We start from the raw sequence: 16,159 nt of genomic DNA on the forward strand, positions 1-16,159 counted from the left end.
GGTCGTAGGCTGGGGTAGAAAAAGAAAGACCGGCGAAATGCTCTTTCTACATGGTTCAATCAGATTTCTTCGGCCGGTTCCTGACGGCGTATATCTTCTGGAATTTCGCGCAGAAAGCTTTGCCCCTTTTGCAAACGCCGACCGAGCGCCTCGACAAATCCTTCAAAGCGCTCCCGGCCCTTTGCCTGTGCGGCCGCCTGCGCGTCGTTGGGTAGCGGTGGCGTGATCGTCAGCCAGAAACGGATGAACAGGGCCAAGCTCTCGGCGGTCAAACCGACGTCGCGTTCCAGTCTCTGCATCTGACGGGAAAGCCGATCTAGGCGCCGGGTAAACGCTGCCTCCCGCCTGTCCGCGCCGTCCGGCGATAGAAACGAAGCAACCGCCGCCTCTACGATCGCAGACCGGGAAAGCTTCTTGCGATCGGCGAGCTCCGAGATCTGTTTCAGAATCTCCGGTGGGAAGTAGACGTTCATCCGGTCGCGCATATTACCTCAGAGCTCCATACCGTCATTCGGGTCCATGGCGACTTGACGGGCGACACCGCGCATCTGTTGCCGTATGAGCCGGGACTGACGGACGGCATCCTCGTCATCGTCAAGAACGGCGGCGAATTCCTCTGCCGGTGTCGGCTCGGTTGTTTCCTTGACGATCGCGACATGATCGGGCAGTTCGGGCTCACGACGGAGGCCGCTGTTCGCGGTATCTTCCTGTGCTTGCCCCGTCGCGGTTGAAAGCGGCGCCGGCTTCAGCGTTCCAAGCGTTGACCATCCGTCCGTTCGCGATGATCGACCGGATGCCGCCGGATCGGGCGGCGGCAAGACCCGCTCGGTAAGCCGCCGATCCTCGTAGTAGCGGACCTTCTTGGCCCGGATCGGCGGCGTGCCCGCCACCATGACGATCTCGTCCATCGACGGAAGCTGCATGACTTCGCCGGGCGTCAGCAGCGGCCTCGCCGTCTCCTGCCGCGAGACCATGAGATGCCCCAGCCACGGGTTCAACCTGTGACCGGCATAGTTCTTCATGGCCCGCATCTCCGTCGCCGTGCCCAGCGCGTCGGACACCCGCTTTGCGGTCCGCTCGTCGTTGGTCGCGAAGCTGACTCGGACGTGACAGTTGTCGAGGATCGCGTTGTTAGGCCCGTAGGCCTTCTCGATCTGATTCAGCGACTGCGCGATCAGGAAACTCTTGATGCCGTACCCCGCCATGAAGGCGAGCGCGGATTCGAAGAAATCAAGCCGACCAAGTGCTGGGAACTCGTCGAGCATCATCAGGACTCGATGCCGGCGATCGCGGGCGTGCAGATCCTCGGTCAGGCGCCGGCCAATCTGGTTGAGCACCAGGCGGATCAGGGGCTTGGTTCGCGAGATATCGGAAGGCGGCACTACCAGGTAGAGCGTCGTCGGACGGCTATCTGCGATCAGATCCGCGATGCGCCAGTCGCAGCGGCAGGTCACTTGGGCCACGACAGGATCGCGGTAAAGACCGAGGAACGACATCGCCGTGGACAGAACGCCCGAACGCTCATTCTCGGACTTGTTGAGGAGTTCGCGCGCGGTCGACGCGACCACGGGATGGGCGCCTTGCTCGCCGAGGTGTGGTGTCGTCATCATCGCCTTCAACGTCGCCTCGATCGGCCGCTTCGGGTCGGAGAGGAAGGCGGCCACGCCAGCCAGGGTCTTGTCCGCCTCGGCGTAGAGGACATGGAGAATGGCGCCGACCAGGAGGGAATGGCTGGTCTTCTCCCAATGGTTCCGCTTGTCGAGGGAGCCTTCGGGATCGACCAGGACGTCAGCGACGTTCTGGACATCGCGAACCTCCCATTCCCCGCGCCGGACCTCCAGCAATGGATTGTAGGCGGATGATTTCGGATTGGTCGGGTCGAACAACAGGACGCGGCCATGCCGCGAGCGAAAGCCAGCGGTTAGTTGCCAGTTCTCACCCTTGATGTCGTGAACGATGGCCGAACCTGGCCAGGCCAGCAATGACGGAACGACGAGGCCAACACCTTTGCCCGACCGGGTGGGTGCAAAACACAGCACGTGCTCCGGTCCGTCATGGCGAAGGTAGTCGTGGTCGAGCTTGCCGAGCACCACGCCATCCGGACCGAGAAGTCCAGCTGCTCGAACCTCTTCCGCGCCGGCCCAGCGCGCCGAACCGTAGGTCTCGACGTTCTTGGCTTCGCGCGCCCGCCAGACCGACATGCTGATCGCTGCCACGATCGAAACCACAGTCCCCAAAGTTGCGATGAATGCCCCCTCGACAAAGACCTGAGGTGCATAGGCGTCGTAGACGAACCACCACCAGAAGAAGACGGGCGGGTAATAGATTTTGAAGCCCAACAGTTCGAACCAGGGTCGACCGAGCTCCGGCTGCCAGGCGAGCCGCCACGCCGTCCACTCGGTTGCTCCCCAGATGGCCAGCAAGACGATCAGGCCGACAACGATCACCTGTCCCCAGAGGATCTTGGTTCCGGACATCTCAAACGCCTTCCGCAATTGAGTGGGAGAGATTACTAGAGGCCGAGGTCGCGCTTCCGACCAAAGCCCCATTCGATGCCACCGCCGTCTTTCACCACGCCGTTGACATGTTGGCCGAGCCTCTTTTCGAGCTCGCGCGACCAGGGCACGAGTTGGAAGCCGAGCCCATTATCGATCATGGCGAAGCGTCCCGAGGCTAGCGTCAGCCGCTGGCGATACGTGCCCGCCACATGCTCCCCGGAGTCAGCCTTTACTTGTGGTAGGCGGATGTCGGCCGAGACTTTTGCGGCAGCCTCGTCCAGTTCGCGCCGGCGCAACGTGTTCAGGAGGTCGCGCTGCAAGATAATGCGTTGACCCTGCCGCCGCGCTAGGCCCTCCTGGATCAGATGCTCGGTACGGGCTTCCATGGCGTCGCGGGTCTCACGCCCAAATCCTCCCATGGCGAGCGGCATGGGGGCGCGCTCGACCAGCCGGTAGTCGAGCCAGGTTGCCCCCTTCGCGGTGACCTGCTCACCAAGATCGAGATCTGAACGGGTCGCGAGCACCAGGGTGGGACGCGGGTCGTCGGCTTGACCGAAGCGTCGGACTTCGACGATTCCGCCGATCGGGGGTGCGTGGTCGAAAGCTTCGAGTCCTCGGAAGCGCACGTGATGCGCGCGTCCGTCTATTCCATCGATCAGGGCATAGGCCTCGCCGGTCAGTTCGTCATGCAGTCCCCGGTCGACCAGGCGTCCGACAAGCTGGGACGTCGGCTGTTCGCCTTCGATGACGTAGTCGGCAACGCCGCGCGCTTCCCCGCGGTTGGTAAAGGCGCGGTGCATGGTCTTGATGATATCACCACGCATGCCGAGGTCGCGAAGATTGCGCTCGGCCTCGAGCCCGACCATCCACTCCCCCGGCGAGGCGGGTGCAGCAAGACCCATCTTCTCCAGGTGTTGAAGGCGACCGACCATCAGGCGCCGGATCTCGGGATCGGACTTGCCGGAATTCTCCGGGCGAAGATCGATAGTGCCGGTCTCATCGGCCGCCAGCCGGATCTCCCGATCGGGCCGCGTCCATCGTTCCGCTGTGACTTCCCTCTCTAGCGAATTGCGGATCTCGTGCTCCGATTTTGGACCCAATTCGCAGGCGACCAGTTCCTCGGCGCGGGAGCGCAGGCCTTGGCTGATGTAGTCGCGGGAGATCACGAGATCCGCCCCCTCCACATCTACTCCCCGAACGAGAAGGTGGACGTGAGGGTTGTCGGTGTTCCAATGATCGATAGCAACCCAATCGAGCCGCGTGCCGAGATCGGTCTCCATCTGCCTAACGAGATCGCGAACAAAGGCCTTCAGGTCGGTCATGTCGCCGGCATCCTCTGGCGAGACGATGAAGCGGAAATGATGCCGGTCGTCCGTGCACCGTTCTGCGAAAGCCAGGCCATCAGCACGGTCGCTGCCAGCATCAAACATCTCGGCCCACTCACCACTCCGGGTCACGCCGTCGCGCTTCAGATACGAGAGGTGGGCGGTCAGTGGTGCTGAACGGAAGGCTCGCCCTTTGTGCCGGACCACGCGCGCTTTCAGCACAACGCGCCTCGTCGAGCTGAACAATCTGGCGCGGCTAAAGGCGAACCGACCACGGCCAAACGTCGAGCGTCCATGGGCCGGCGAACGCCTGCCGGCTACGGTATGACCCGAGGTGTGTCCGGCTTTCTTCGCCGCCCGCAGCACCTGGTTGATGAAGCTCTTGGGCTTCGGCGCGCGTGTACTGCGGATGCGCCCAGGCCGAATTCGCAGGTCGCTATCGCCTGCCGTCATGACCAGGCCTCGAAGAACGCAGCGACACCTACGGTGCCGAAAACTTGTTTGAATGTCCTGGGAAAAGTCTTTGGCGCGGCACGCGCCCCGACCGACCGGCACGCCGGAACCCAAGCCATGTCAATGGCTTGTGGTTCGACCGGCGAGCCCCTTTTATCTCGCCTTCCTAATCGGGCGGGCAAAGTCAACTCATTCCTACGCTTTTCTTCGACTCTTCGCACTTCGGCCATGACAGACTCCCTGCATCGACAACACGCAAACGTCACCACACACCGCGTTGCAGTGGCATTCACCAGGCGGGTCCATGCGTTCCTTCGCGTTCAGCACTTCGGCCGTCGCATGCTCTTCACCAGGTTCGTAAAGAGGGCTGCCCAGGCAGTTTTGCGCTCTCGTCCCCTAAGGGCGCGAGCAGGCAAGAGATAGCGGACATTCCCCGTTTCGCGGCCCCGCCAGGCGACGCTCACCGCGCGCGCGGATCTCCAATTTCGTTTCTCCTCAATATGCCGGGCGCAAACTCAGCGCTAATCCATTGTCGCCTGCACCGCGGTTAACGTGCAGGTTTCCACCGCAGCCGCTGGGTGACTTTGGCGCCAAAACCAACGTGGAAACCGGGCTCGCTGACCCACATTCGGTACAGAATGCTTGCGAGCTTGCACGCGACGGCAATGATCGCGCACAGCATGCTCGACCGTTTGGCGATCCGCAGGCGCCACGCTCGCGGTACCGACCATTTCCTGACCGGCAGCAGCAGGCTTGCGGCCGCCTCGCACACGGCGACGTCACCCAGTTTGCTGATGCGCCCTTCGTTATCGATCGACATGCCGGACCGTTGCCGCCGCGGCGCCGAACCAAAATGCTCGCCTACCGTTCGCGATCTGGCAAAGCGCCAGGGATCATCGACGCCGACCTTGAACGACAGGGCGGCCGCGACGGGACCGACGCCAGAAACCGTCATCAGGCGCCGCCACACATCATCACACTGGACGACCTGGAGCAGCACACGGTGCAGCCAGTCGTCCCCCTCCAGGATGGCGCGACGCACATCAAACATGGTCCCGATGGTCATTACGAAGATCGGATCGCTGCGCTCGAAAAGCTCGCTGACGCGGGCCTCAAAGGCGCCACGGGCGATCGTTCGAACGAGCACAGCATAGGCCCGCAGCGCACCACGAATGTGGTTCTCGAGGTCGATTAGTTTGCGCTTGAGCAGCCTTCGGCTGGTGAGCAGCGTACACATCTTCTGCATGTCGATGTCCTTGACATGAACGGCGCGATACCAGCCCAACCGCATCATCCGCCCGATGCCACGCGCGTCATTCTGGTCGGTCTTGTTACGCATTGTCGACAGCGAAACGCACGTGTGACGCGCTTCGACGACAATGATCGGGAGCCCCGCTGTCTGCAGTTCGCGATGCAGCCAGGTGCCAAGCGATGACGCCTCGCCCCCCGCTCTCTCTAGGCGATCCGCGCAACCCTCTACTGCGGAAGAGATCGCAGCTGCCTCGATCATAATGTTGACCTCGCGAACGGCGAGACCCTCGCCATCGACGATGCAAAGACTGGTCTCCTCAAGACCGATGCCCGACCCAACGAAAAGCCGCATCGGAGCTCTCCTATGTGGCAACGACCAGCTAAGTCGTTGCACCGGGCTATCGGATTCGCCCACGCGGCGGCTATCCCTGTGCACCGGTTTATCGAAGCCCGATTTGAAGGGCCGCTCTGCCATCAAGTTCCGTAGGCAATCGCAATAGTCATTTATTGCGATGACGTTGCCTGAAGGTTCACAATTGCGATGCGGTGAGTCTAAAGAGGTGACGCGGTCTTCCCGCGATGAGTTGAATGCCAACCTGCTCTCCGAAGCCATTGCGGTACTTCGCGAGATGGTCTCACGCGCGCGAGACGCCGCAGACGAGTCGTACGATGACGGCCATTCGGTTGATACTTGGAAGAGCGAGGACTTCCGCGCCGCGATCGAGCGCGCCGAAGCAGTGATCGCGAAAGCGACATCTGCCATGGCAGGGCCCCGCACAGAGTAGGAGCTCGCCGAGTCGATGCAATGCCGGCCGAGGCCGCTAGTCTCGTCAAGACATGACGTCATCTGCAGCCCCGGACGCATGCGTCGTGCCTGCCCACTGCTCTCGCTCCTCCGCTGATTGCTTGCTGAAGCACGCCATTGCAGATCATCGCAGCGCCCTCGAGCCCGATCGAGCTACAAAAACGCCAGTACGCCTGGGGGCCAACTGCGAGACATCGGGCGACGAGATTGCAATCGTTGCGCAGCGCGAGAGCGCGAACGATGTCGGCCTACCGCGGATTTCCATCAGCTCAGCTCGTTCAACGAACAGCGTCGCGGCTGCTGATGACCTCCAGCTCGCGGTACACGTCGGCGGCAGTTGAATGCCAAGCAAATTTGCAAGCTTTGCCACGTATGCTCGCGTCTCGTCAGGTAAAGGTGCTCCCGCGAGATGTTCTTCGTAGCGAGTTGGTCCCGCGTTGTACGCAGCAAAAGCGCCACGCGAACCGTAGCGGTCGAGCAATTCACGGAGATACGCCGTGCCGGCCAGAATGTTGTCATGCGGATCGTACGGATCATTCCCTAGATCATAGCGTTGGCGCAGTTCCGCCCAGGTCGCCGGCATGATCTGCATCAGTCCCATCGCGCCCTTGGGCGACTTGGCGTGCATATCTCCAGCAGTTTCGATGCTCAAAACCGAGCATATCCACCGCGCCGGGATCGCAAAGCGTTGTGAGGCTTCTTCGATGGAGGCCGAAAGCGTGTGGGTGGTTCGACAGATCGCTGGGAGCCCAGCGGACCCGTTTTGGGCCAGAGCGGTAGTGTCCGATGCGGTCAGAGCAAGCAGCAGCGACACGACCACCCAAACAGACACACGTGACCGAGCCAAGTCTGCTGTCGTGCTCGCACCCGTGCGGCGTAGAGCCGCTTCGCGCTGATCATTTGGACCACCGCGGCGCCCGCCAGGCTTGCGAACGTCGGCTGGGACGGAGGAATGGTCCCGCAACCGATCCAACCGAGGAATGGCGGGATAAACACGTAGAACACGCACGGTCACTCCTCCCAGGTCCAGACCGGGAGCGCACAGCCAATCACCGCCGACGCCGGAAGAAATCCAAAATATCGGCCGTCCATGGAGTCGTCCGACTGCCAATTCATGAGAAAAAGCTCGCCGTCGCCGACGACGCGGCAGCCCTGCCATTTGGGCAGCGGCCGGCGGCGTCCGTCGCGATCTTTCGTCTCGCCCACCGCAACATCATCCACCAAAATCGTCCGCCCGCTTCTGCAGACCGTCTGCCCGGGCAGTGCCAAGATCCGCTTAAGCATGGGGACGCCGACCGGCAGATAGCCGTTCAAATCGAGGAAGGTCGCAAGCGGCTCCGGCGGCTGAACGACGACCAGCTCGGTGACATGGAAGCGCTTCGTCGGTCGTATGCTGTAGAGACCGATTGGCACGCTTGCCGATGCATTCCAAATGTAGAGTGGAAGTGGCTCCAGGACGATCGTCGCGATGAGCGCGGCAGCCACCGCAAACGTCGTTGTCAGCATCATCAGGCGGCTCGTCATCGCATCACTCTGCGACGATGGAGCCAGGCCTGGTGGCGTGTTTTGGTGTATGGACGCGGGTTTTCGTTGACGGACAGACGGTTATGAACGTGATGCCAATGATCGGGTGCGACGTCAGCCGGATCGATTCCAAGCGCCTCGACGGCATCGATCATCTGCAACACGCGCTCGACCTTCGGCCAGCCAGAGAGCCGCAGCACGATCTCTCCGCCGGGCCTCACATAGGGGACGGTCGAGCAGCGCTGTCCCGGTGCGACCGCGCGCAAGATGTCGATCCGCGAGATGATCGTGCCAAAGTCGTTGGATGTCCAACGGACGAAGGCAAAGATGCTGCCCGGTGCAAATGATAGGACACGCCGGTGACGATCAAGCTTTCGTTCCTTGACAACACGACCGAACCGAATGCGGTTTTCGATACGCTTCTCGAGCCACAAGACTTCCACTTCCGTGAGATCGTTCATGCCGCCGCTCCCTGACGCTCGAATCGGGAACGGTTTGATTTGGGCTGAGCGAGGCGCGTGGGCCTCCTCTGAAGGTGAGCAGGCCTGGCGGCCTGACGTTGCCAGTCAGTTCCCATGAATATTGAGGCCTGGTCCGCCAGGAAGAAGCCCAAGTATTTATGGCTAGCAGCAGTACTGGGTTGTGCCCCCTTGCATGCCACGCTACGGCGACGTTGCCGCGCAACGATTCGCGGCTGGAGCGCGCCGCGCATTCCAGCCGTCGGCGACGAAGTCGAAGGATGGACTTGCACGCAGGGTTCGACGGGTCGCTGGATCCGAGACGATCTAGGAAATCGACCAACGTCCGGGCCGATTTCGGATTGGCGCCACGGCGCCATCAATCCGGACAAACCGGTCGCATCGGGAGCATCCCCAATTGCGGCGACGAACTGACGCGGGCTATGCAGCACAAGGCGGCCATCACGATCCTGACGAGCATTCCCGACAATTTCAAGCCGGGTCTCGGGAGCCCGTAGCTCGCCGGGAACAAGGATCTGAAGTGCGCCGCGACACCGGCGGCGGTGCGCTGAGGATTTGCTAACGGACATGGCCTAGCGCCGCTCTTTGCCCGCATAGGGAATTGGCGCACGCCGTTTTGCGGGCAGTACGGTGCCGACACCAGGATCCGAGGTTGACTTCTTCTTGCCGAGTTTGGCCCATGCTGTCAGGTCAGCTACTGAATAGACCACGCGTCCGCCAATCTTGTGATACTCGGGACCGGTTCCGTAGGTTCGGTGTTTCTCCAAGGTGCGGCCGGACAAACTCAAGAAGCGCGCGGCTTCGGACGTGCGTAAGTAACGCGGCGGCTTATCCGTGTTCGGATCGGACATTTGAAAAGCTCCGTGCTCCTTTGGAGCGCGTACGAGGTTCGCCGCGCGTCGACTGCCACGATCGCGGAGTAGAGGTGCTTAGGGGGATGCCGAAGATGATGCGGTGATTTTCGATACCCCCATCGAAGGCACTCGCCGCAGAAGCCTTTCAATGGCCGCCGATCTGTCAGAGCGAGGCTCCGCCCCATCGGATCGTGCGATTGCGAGGAACCGTGTCTTCTGAGCGCGGTCGGAATGCGTTTTTGTCGAGCAGTGCTCCGGCGATGATTCGATGGACGCCATCGGGCAGCAATGCGCGGCGGGCGCTCGGACATCCGCGACCCGTTGCGGAGGGCGAGCTGCCGCTATGGGAGCGTCTACCGTCTGACCGTTATTCGGCGAAGTGGGCCTCGACGTGCGCTTTCAAAATCGATGGATATCCGAAAGCTCGCGTTCCGCAGCACCTTTGATGCGATGAACTTGGAGCGAAATGCTCACGGTCCAGAATGAGGAGCGCTCCGGCGGTGCCTGAGATGATCGAGCAATATCTTCCGCGGGTCCGTGGCACGGTCATGCTCAAGCAAGAGCGAGGCTCGACGTGCGGCCACGCTCGGCTGGTATCTCTTGCTCAAAATTGAAATGATCCGCTCGGATCGAGGCTGTGCCCTGGCACCGGCTTGCCAATCGATCGAATCCTGACGGAAGCAGATGGCTCAGTCAGACCGACAGAAATTCCAGCCAGTCCGCCGAGTGAAAGCCAGAGCGAGCGGCCGCCGAAGTCGGAAACTCAAGGCCGGCAGCCGCGAATGAGGTAAAATAGCACCTTGTGTCGTTCGGCTTCCTGGTTTGCCGCCTGGGCAAGTTGTAATCTTCCTGCTACATATTGTCCAAATATGAAGCGCGATGACGTCAACAATGCCTACTCCCCACAATCCTCCCGCTGCGGTACGACGCGCGCTACGCAAGCTTGGGGCGGACATCCATGATGCCCGTCGACGCCGACGGCTGCCGATGGCGGTCGTGGCCGAGCGCGCCTTCACGTCCCGATCGACCCTGCAAAGGGTCGAAGCCGGTGACACCAGCGTCAGCATCGGCATCTACGCCGGGGTGCTGCAGGCGCTCGGCCTGCTCGAGGGCCTGGGTCAGGTCGCCGACATCAGCAACGACAGCGTCGGCCAAGCCCTTGCCAGCGCGCACCTTCCCAAGCACGTCCACCTCAAGCGGCCAACCGGACCATCCCACGATGGCTGACTTCGAGGTGCACATCGATCTGGACGGTCGCACGCGCCCGATAGGGTTGGCCAGGAGCAATCGCGTCAGAGGCGCGGAGACCATCCTCTTCGAGTACGACGCTGCATGGCTTGAGGATCCGGATCGCTTCTCGCTGGAGCCGGCACTTGCACTGACACGCGGCGCATTCGCTCCTTCTGCCCGATTGGCCATCTTTGGCTCCATCGGCGACTCGGCGCCGGACACCTGGGGCCGCCGTCTCATGCACCGCGCCGAGCTCCGCCTCGCCGAACACGAGGGCCGTGCTGTTCGCACCCTCGCGGAAAGCGACTATCTGCTGGGCGTCGCCGACGAGAGCCGGCTAGGCGCGCTCCGTTTCCGCTGGATCGGCGACGACGTTTTCCGGGCACCGACCCGGGCCAGCGTCCCTGCCCTGATCGAACTCGGCCGGTTACTCCAAATCACCGAGCGGATTCTCCGGGATGAAGAAACAGATGAGGATCTCCAACTCATCTTTGCCCCCGGCGCTTCCCTCGGCGGCGGACGCCCGAAGGCCTCAGTCATTGACCAACATGGTCGCCTCTCCATCGCCAAATTCCCGAAGGAGACCGACGACTATAGCATGGAGACCTGGGAAGAGATCGCACTGCGGCTGGCTGGCCAGGCAGGTATCGCCACTCCGCAACACGAACTGATCGACGTCGCCGGCAAGCCGGTCATGCTGTCGCGGCGCTTCGATCGCGACGGTGCGATCCGCATCCCGTTCCTGTCGGCGATGGCCATGATGGGCGCCAAGGACGGTGAGCGCGGCAGCTATCCGGAGATCGTCGATGCCCTTGCTCAACACGGCGCACAAGGGAAAACGGATGCCCATGGCCTTTATCGGCGTGTCGTCTTCAACGTGCTGATCTCCAATGTCGACGATCACCTCCGCAACCACGGTTTCCTGTGGCTGGGAAAGGCAGGATGGTCTCTCTCGCCGGCATACGACCTCAATCCCGTTCCAACTGATCTCAAGGCCCGGGTGTTATCGACGAACATCGATCTCGACGAGGGCACCTGCTCGCTCGATCTGCTGGAGGCCGCATCGGAGTTCTTCGCGCTCACGCTGCCGCAGGCCCGCGCGATTATCAAAGACGTCGCCGTCGTGACGGCAACCTGGCGCGAAACCGCTAAGACGGTCGGCGCCCGCACGGCCGAAATCAACCGCATGGCCAGCGCCTTCGAGCACGAGGATCTAAAACGGGCGCTGGCGCAATGACGAGAACGTTCCTTCGCAGCTGAGCCAGCGACAGCGAGCCCCATCACCGGCGGCAGACAAAGCTCGAGGCAGCCGACATCAAGCGCTCGTCGCGACCTGCAAGGGCGATGCGGCGACCGCCTCGTTCGAGGCGAGCCATGTCAGGGACCCGGAAGCCGGCCACGCCATCCCTCGCCTCGGCGCCCTTCGCAGCCTGTCTCATGTCAACGTGCTGGCGCCGGGTGAGCGCCTCTCGACAAATGCAGTCGCTGGCTGCTCGTACATCCGATCTGAAGGGTGCTTCGATCATCGCCTTCAGCTGCGATCGCCACATCGTCCCTTGCAAGAACATGGCTTGCTCTCCCGCCGACAACTCCGCCCAAAGCCCGTCGATTGCGGCAACAAATGATTTGCCTGACTCTGCTGTGATTTTGTTTACCTTAGCCGGAATGAATTCCCTCGCTCGGAAGCTTCGTGGCAGTCGGTTCCGGGCAGGACTCCTGACGATTTCGTCAAACGGAACGTCACCTATCGGATTGGCCAGGGTATGGGGCTTGGTGAACCAATGGACCGCGCCGTTTTGCTCGCGGCTTCCTAACAAGCAATCGTCAGCGTGCAGAACGAGCGCCGTCCCTGTGTTCGGTATATGGGCGAGCACGTAGCACGCGCTGTCCCGCGGAAATCGCCGAGATAAACTGAGATGATTGCGGCGCAATTGCGCGCTGAGGCATTCTGCCGTTGCGGCTTGGTTTGTCGCGACGTACCAGTCTACGACATCGCGGATAATCTGGCGAGCAAGGTCACCGCTTGTCGGGCCAGAGGTTGAACTGTCGAGAAGGAGACATAACACGGCATCGGCGCGCACTCCGACTCCTCCCGGTTATCGCGCGTCCTCTTTCCTTGCTCACTGCGCCAGTTGATCTCCATTCCCCTCTCGCTCGCCAGCATCGCTCTGGCTTATGGCGACAAACCGCTCTCGCACAATATCGACCCGGCCTTCAGGTCCCTTGATATTGCCATCGAGAAAATAATCAAAATCCTCATGACCTAAGAGCGCTTTGAACTTCTCTGCAATGTAGCAACGAATATCATCGTCTGCGTTTTGGATTTCAGCCACGAGTTCCTCTCGACCGTCAACGACGAGAAGGATGTCCTCGATGTCACGGCTGCCTAAGAGATCATCGTTGCCGCGGCCGAGATAGGCTTCCAACTTTGTCGCCGCGAACAGTTCGGGCGTGAGGCGCTTGATGTTCAGTACCACATTCAGGGGACACGTGACCGCCGTTTCGATGCCTTTGGCGTACCAGCGATTGCTAAAGCCGAGAATGCTTTGATCATCCGGCATGAAATCGACTTGGAGGTCGCCGAGCCTCATGCGGCAAATGACCTCGTCTTCGGGAGATTCCACGAACCCCTTCTGACGCAACTGGTCTTGCAGTTGAGCCCATTGCGCATGTCCAACGAGATCAACGATGAGATCCACGTCATCGGTTGCCCGAACCCCTTCGAGCACGATCTCATCAGTAATGAAAAGGGCTGTTGTGCAACCGCCGACAAACACGAGCCGCTCGCGCAGTTCGTCTCCCAGAGACTGCGCGACCGTTTCCAACATGTGAAGCAATTGGCCTTTGATGGTGGTCATTTCTTGAGAAGCCTTTCCGATAGACGCTCGGCCGCGAGCCCAGCCTCCCTTTGATTTCCAAGCCTGACACCATCAATAAGGGCGAGATACTCATACAGGCGATCGTCTTTTTGGATGGCTTGTGGCACGCTTTTGAACAGCGGGTCTACCGCCTGCCCCATGTCTTTGCCTTTGGCGTACGGCCAAACGTAGATGTACTCGCCAGCGCTGATCAGAAGGTTCTTGAGTGGGGCGGCCGCAAAGGCGGTGGGGATGCCCCGGGTCATCGCACCCGGTTTTGCCGGGAAAACGAACTTTAGTCCGTGCACGACGAAATTATAGAGATTGCGGCGGTTGGGCTTGGCCTGACCGGATTCCCGATCTTTGACTGCAAGTCCCGACGAAACGCTCCGCTTGATCGAGGCATTAACCTCTGTCTTGCTGATACCCAGGGCCGATTCCAACCCGCGTACTGAGTACGGGTCATCGTGATGGGCAACCTCTCCGGGATGCGCATCGTCCTCATTTTTGGCCTGCTCGAGGCTCACGAGCTTCAACAATATAACAAGGTCTTGACTTTTCATGTAAATTCGCCGTCGTCCGCTGTCCTAGGACTGCGGACAGTCAACCACAGAGCGGTCGTTTCGATCAAGAATAGAATGTACCGCCCTGTGGCGCTACGAACGACGGGAGGTCTATTTCAACTAATAGTGGCACATTTTATCATTAGCCACTTCAAATTGTTGATACTGCAAGCTTGCCCTTGCTGACCAGCCGAGTTCGTATAAGCGCCACGTGCCAGATATTCTATCGATCGCGGCCGAAGACATGCTGGCCACCAAGTGGAAAACTGCGAGTTGAGCAGCGGGACCAAAGGTCGGTTGAAAGCCCGATTTGCTGCTGTCCGTGTGCGCACCGCCGACGAACCTCCTCAGCGAATATGGGACAAGGGTCAACAGCATCTGCCAGGCGACGAAGCTTGGCTCATCGACCAGCAACGCGCGTCCGGTGACAAAAATACCATCGCGCCAACCTGCCCGCCGCGACAGATCTGCGGACACTAGCCGCCACCATCAAGGCACGATGGATTTGCGAACAGGCCCATCAGCAGCTGAAAGAAGAACTCAAACTTGATCACTTCGAGGGACGATCCTGGCAAGGTCTTCATCGCCACGCGCTGATGACCATGATCGCCTATCTGCACGGAATCCCTCGTTGACCTTCAACGAAGTTGACTTGAAACGGCTGGCGAGTTCATCAAGTCCGAATGGCTTGCGAATGATCAGGTTGTCTGCAACGACCTCTGCACCGGAAGGGTCGACCGCGTGATGTTCGTGGCATCGCTCTAATCAGACAATACTAATCCACAGTCAAAATGGGGGAGCCTTGATCAGCGCTGCTTGCACAGCAATTCGTGGGGTGATGCGGCCGGCGCTGCAGTGCTTCGCAAATCTTCGAGAATATTACAGCAGGCCAAGCGTCTACTCCACCTCGGGATGCGGATGTTCACCACTATCAGCATAACGCAGCGACCACGTCATTCAAGCGGCGGGCGTCGACCATTGCTTGTCTTGATGGAGCAGAGCGAAAATGTGATCCTCCGCGACCGGTCGACCGATGAGATATCCTTGCACTTCATCACAATCGGTTTGACGCAAATAGTCCAGTTGCTCGATTGTTTCGACGCCTTCGGCGACCACGCCGATCCGCAGGTCCCGCGTCAGTGCGATGATCGATCTTACGATCGCCGCATTATCCGGTCGCCTCAGCATGTCCCGTATGAAAGACTGATCGATCTTGATGCGAGTGTAAGGCAGTTTCAGCAAATAAGTCAGCGACGAATATCCCGTTCCGAAATCGTCAAGTGCCACCGTCACTCCCAATTGCAGGAGTGACGTCAGGATCGATGACGCCGGCGCGTACTTCGAGATCAGCATCGACTCGGTTATTTCGATTTCGAGACGATGAGGAGCAACTTTGGCTTGGGAGAGAGCCTGCACGATTGTCTGCAGGATGCTGGTGTTATGGAATTGAGCCGCCGAGAAATTCACGGCGACCCTGAGGTCCGACGGCCAGTTCGATAGCGTCGCGCAGGCGCGTCGGACCACCCACTCACCGATTCCGTGGATCAGTCCGGTTTCTTCGGCGATTGGGATGAACTCGGTCGGGGAAATTATTCCACGGACGGGATACCGCCAGCGGAGCAACGCCTCAAAGCCGGTGACCCGGTTCGCGTGAATATCAAAGAACGGTTGGTAGAGGAGGAACAGTTCGTCTCTGTCGATCGCGAGCTCCAGATCCCGCTGCAGCGCCCTGCGCTCGTGCGCTGATTTGTCGTCGTTGATCTCAAAGAAGCAGATCGTTCCCGGCCCCGCTTGCTTGGCACGATAGAGCGCAATGTCGGCATTCCTCAGGAGCACATGAGGTACGTCGCCGTCGCGCGGGGCCACTGCGATTCCGACGCTGGTCGCCCCCGCGATCTCGCATTTTTCGATCGCGAATGGTTCGGCGAAGGCGCCGACAAACCGCTCGGCGACTTCCAAGGCGTCCTCCACCTTGGTCAGATTGGTCATAACAAGCGCAAATTCATCACCGCCGATGCGCGCAACGGTATCGTTCTGCCGTACGCATCGCTGTAGTCTCACCGCCGCCTGCACGAGAAATTCATCGCCAGCGAGGTGGCCGAATTTGTCGTTCACGTCCTTGAAGCGATCGAGGTCGAGAAGAAGAACCGCGAATTCCTCGCCCGTGCGGGCGAGCCCGTTGAGGGCACCTTCTAGAGCGGTTTTCGGTTGATGTGAATCGGAACAGTAAGGGGGTTCCCAAAAGCGCGCAAATCAGATTCGGGTTGCTTTGACAGCAACAGCGAGGTCGCGCGATGGCGAAGGGATACTCGAAGGACC

15 protein-coding genes and 2 pseudogenes are annotated in these 16,159 nt (G+C 60.5%); 5 read left to right on the forward strand and 12 right to left on the reverse strand.

Annotated features, from left to right (window positions below):
• Positions 1-59: 59 nt before the first annotated feature.
• From AC066Y_RS21560 to AC066Y_RS21575, 4 genes are all read right to left on the reverse strand, one after another.
• Entirely contained in the window at positions 60-485 is a 426-nt protein-coding gene (locus AC066Y_RS21560; protein WP_050421563.1) for a ribbon-helix-helix domain-containing protein, read from the reverse strand.
• A gap of 6 nt (positions 486-491) precedes the next feature.
• Positions 492-2,477, reverse strand: a complete 1,986-nt coding sequence (locus tag AC066Y_RS21565) for a conjugal transfer protein TraG (RefSeq protein ID WP_478275636.1) — start codon at positions 2,475-2,477, stop codon at positions 492-494.
• 35 nt (positions 2,478-2,512) lie between these two features.
• Positions 2,513-4,276: a relaxase/mobilization nuclease domain-containing protein gene (locus AC066Y_RS21570; protein WP_478275618.1), complete on the reverse strand. Its 1,764-nt coding sequence runs from the start codon at positions 4,274-4,276 to the stop codon at positions 2,513-2,515.
• Between the two features lie 547 nt (positions 4,277-4,823).
• Positions 4,824-5,879, reverse strand: a complete 1,056-nt coding sequence (locus tag AC066Y_RS21575; protein WP_478275619.1) for an IS110 family transposase — start codon at positions 5,877-5,879, stop codon at positions 4,824-4,826.
• Between the two features lie 160 nt (positions 5,880-6,039).
• Between AC066Y_RS21575 and AC066Y_RS21580 the strand changes: the two genes are divergently transcribed.
• Positions 6,040-6,312, forward strand: coding sequence for a hypothetical protein (locus AC066Y_RS21580; protein WP_478275620.1), 273 nt, complete (start codon positions 6,040-6,042; stop codon positions 6,310-6,312).
• A 144-nt stretch (positions 6,313-6,456) separates the two neighbouring features.
• Here AC066Y_RS21580 and AC066Y_RS21585 read toward each other — a convergent pair whose 3' ends face one another.
• The 3 genes from AC066Y_RS21585 to AC066Y_RS21595 all read right to left on the reverse strand — a co-directional run bounded on the left by AC066Y_RS21585 (position 6,457) and on the right by AC066Y_RS21595 (position 8,317).
• Entirely contained in the window at positions 6,457-6,984 is a 528-nt protein-coding gene (locus AC066Y_RS21585; protein WP_478275621.1) for a lytic transglycosylase domain-containing protein, read from the reverse strand.
• Positions 6,985-7,343: 359 nt separating this feature from the next.
• Positions 7,344-7,856: a S26 family signal peptidase gene (locus AC066Y_RS21590; RefSeq protein ID WP_478275622.1), complete on the reverse strand. Its 513-nt coding sequence runs from the start codon at positions 7,854-7,856 to the stop codon at positions 7,344-7,346.
• Complete coding sequence (locus AC066Y_RS21595; protein WP_456724647.1) at positions 7,853-8,317, reverse strand: DUF2840 domain-containing protein; 465 nt, start codon at positions 8,315-8,317, stop codon at positions 7,853-7,855. The genes AC066Y_RS21590 and AC066Y_RS21595 overlap by 4 nt, the downstream gene beginning before the upstream one ends.
• A 278-nt stretch (positions 8,318-8,595) precedes the next feature.
• Between AC066Y_RS21595 and AC066Y_RS21600 the strand changes: the two genes are divergently transcribed.
• Positions 8,596-8,832, forward strand: a complete 237-nt coding sequence (locus AC066Y_RS21600; RefSeq protein WP_478275623.1) for a transposase — start codon at positions 8,596-8,598, stop codon at positions 8,830-8,832.
• A 75-nt stretch (positions 8,833-8,907) separates the two neighbouring features.
• Here AC066Y_RS21600 and AC066Y_RS21605 read toward each other — a convergent pair whose 3' ends face one another.
• Positions 8,908-9,186, reverse strand: coding sequence for a helix-turn-helix transcriptional regulator (locus tag AC066Y_RS21605; protein WP_083992262.1), 279 nt, complete (start codon positions 9,184-9,186; stop codon positions 8,908-8,910).
• Positions 9,187-10,080: 894 nt separating this feature from the next.
• Between AC066Y_RS21605 and AC066Y_RS21610 the strand changes: the two genes are divergently transcribed.
• Positions 10,081-10,416, forward strand: coding sequence for a helix-turn-helix domain-containing protein (locus AC066Y_RS21610; RefSeq protein ID WP_050421557.1), 336 nt, complete (start codon positions 10,081-10,083; stop codon positions 10,414-10,416).
• Positions 10,409-11,656, forward strand: a complete 1,248-nt coding sequence (locus AC066Y_RS21615) for a type II toxin-antitoxin system HipA family toxin (protein WP_478275624.1) — start codon at positions 10,409-10,411, stop codon at positions 11,654-11,656. The genes AC066Y_RS21610 and AC066Y_RS21615 overlap by 8 nt, the downstream gene beginning before the upstream one ends.
• A gap of 43 nt (positions 11,657-11,699) precedes the next feature.
• On the opposite strand, the gene AC066Y_RS21620 is transcribed toward AC066Y_RS21615, so the two are convergent.
• From AC066Y_RS21620 to AC066Y_RS21630, 3 genes are read right to left on the reverse strand one after another with little or no spacing between them, the layout of a single operon-like run.
• Positions 11,700-12,500, reverse strand: coding sequence for a hypothetical protein (locus AC066Y_RS21620; RefSeq protein WP_478275625.1), 801 nt, complete (start codon positions 12,498-12,500; stop codon positions 11,700-11,702).
• A gap of 39 nt (positions 12,501-12,539) precedes the next feature.
• The gene (locus AC066Y_RS21625) at positions 12,540-13,277 is read right to left on the reverse strand and encodes a hypothetical protein (protein WP_478275626.1); all 738 of its coding nucleotides are present in this window, start codon (positions 13,275-13,277) and stop codon (positions 12,540-12,542) included.
• Positions 13,274-13,840, reverse strand: coding sequence for a hypothetical protein (locus tag AC066Y_RS21630; protein ID WP_456727911.1), 567 nt, complete (start codon positions 13,838-13,840; stop codon positions 13,274-13,276). Before AC066Y_RS21630 ends, AC066Y_RS21625 begins: the two co-directional genes overlap by 4 nt.
• Before the next feature lie 202 nt (positions 13,841-14,042).
• On the opposite strand from AC066Y_RS21630, the pseudogene AC066Y_RS21635 reads away from it, so the two are divergent.
• Positions 14,043-14,475: pseudogene (locus AC066Y_RS21635) on the forward strand (transposase); the annotation flags it as partial.
• A gap of 322 nt (positions 14,476-14,797) precedes the next feature.
• Here the strand turns inward: AC066Y_RS21635 and AC066Y_RS21640 are convergent.
• A pseudogene (locus tag AC066Y_RS21640) lies at positions 14,798-16,036 on the reverse strand (putative bifunctional diguanylate cyclase/phosphodiesterase); the annotation flags it as partial.
• Positions 16,037-16,159: the final 123 nt, after the last annotated feature.

It is taken from the genome of Bradyrhizobium sp. USDA3010 (genome assembly GCF_056429065.1).

Coding starts and splice junctions, on each gene's coding strand:
- AC066Y_RS21560 (WP_050421563.1), bottom strand. CDS start 485: ATGCGCGACCGGATGAACGTCTACTTCCCACCGGAGATTCTGAAACAG.
- AC066Y_RS21565 (WP_478275636.1), bottom strand. CDS start 2,477: ATGTCCGGAACCAAGATCCTCTGGGGACAGGTGATCGTTGTCGGCCTG.
- AC066Y_RS21570 (WP_478275618.1), bottom strand. CDS start 4,276: ATGACGGCAGGCGATAGCGACCTGCGAATTCGGCCTGGGCGCATCCGC.
- AC066Y_RS21575 (WP_478275619.1), bottom strand. CDS start 5,879: ATGCGGCTTTTCGTTGGGTCGGGCATCGGTCTTGAGGAGACCAGTCTT.
- AC066Y_RS21580 (WP_478275620.1), top strand. CDS start 6,040: ATGACGTTGCCTGAAGGTTCACAATTGCGATGCGGTGAGTCTAAAGAG.
- AC066Y_RS21590 (WP_478275622.1), bottom strand. CDS start 7,856: ATGACGAGCCGCCTGATGATGCTGACAACGACGTTTGCGGTGGCTGCC.
- AC066Y_RS21595 (WP_456724647.1), bottom strand. CDS start 8,317: ATGAACGATCTCACGGAAGTGGAAGTCTTGTGGCTCGAGAAGCGTATC.
- AC066Y_RS21600 (WP_478275623.1), top strand. CDS start 8,596: ATGGACTTGCACGCAGGGTTCGACGGGTCGCTGGATCCGAGACGATCT.
- AC066Y_RS21605 (WP_083992262.1), bottom strand. CDS start 9,186: ATGTCCGATCCGAACACGGATAAGCCGCCGCGTTACTTACGCACGTCC.
- AC066Y_RS21610 (WP_050421557.1), top strand. CDS start 10,081: ATGCCTACTCCCCACAATCCTCCCGCTGCGGTACGACGCGCGCTACGC.
- AC066Y_RS21615 (WP_478275624.1), top strand. CDS start 10,409: ATGGCTGACTTCGAGGTGCACATCGATCTGGACGGTCGCACGCGCCCG.
- AC066Y_RS21625 (WP_478275626.1), bottom strand. CDS start 13,277: ATGACCACCATCAAAGGCCAATTGCTTCACATGTTGGAAACGGTCGCG.
- AC066Y_RS21630 (WP_456727911.1), bottom strand. CDS start 13,840: ATGAAAAGTCAAGACCTTGTTATATTGTTGAAGCTCGTGAGCCTCGAG.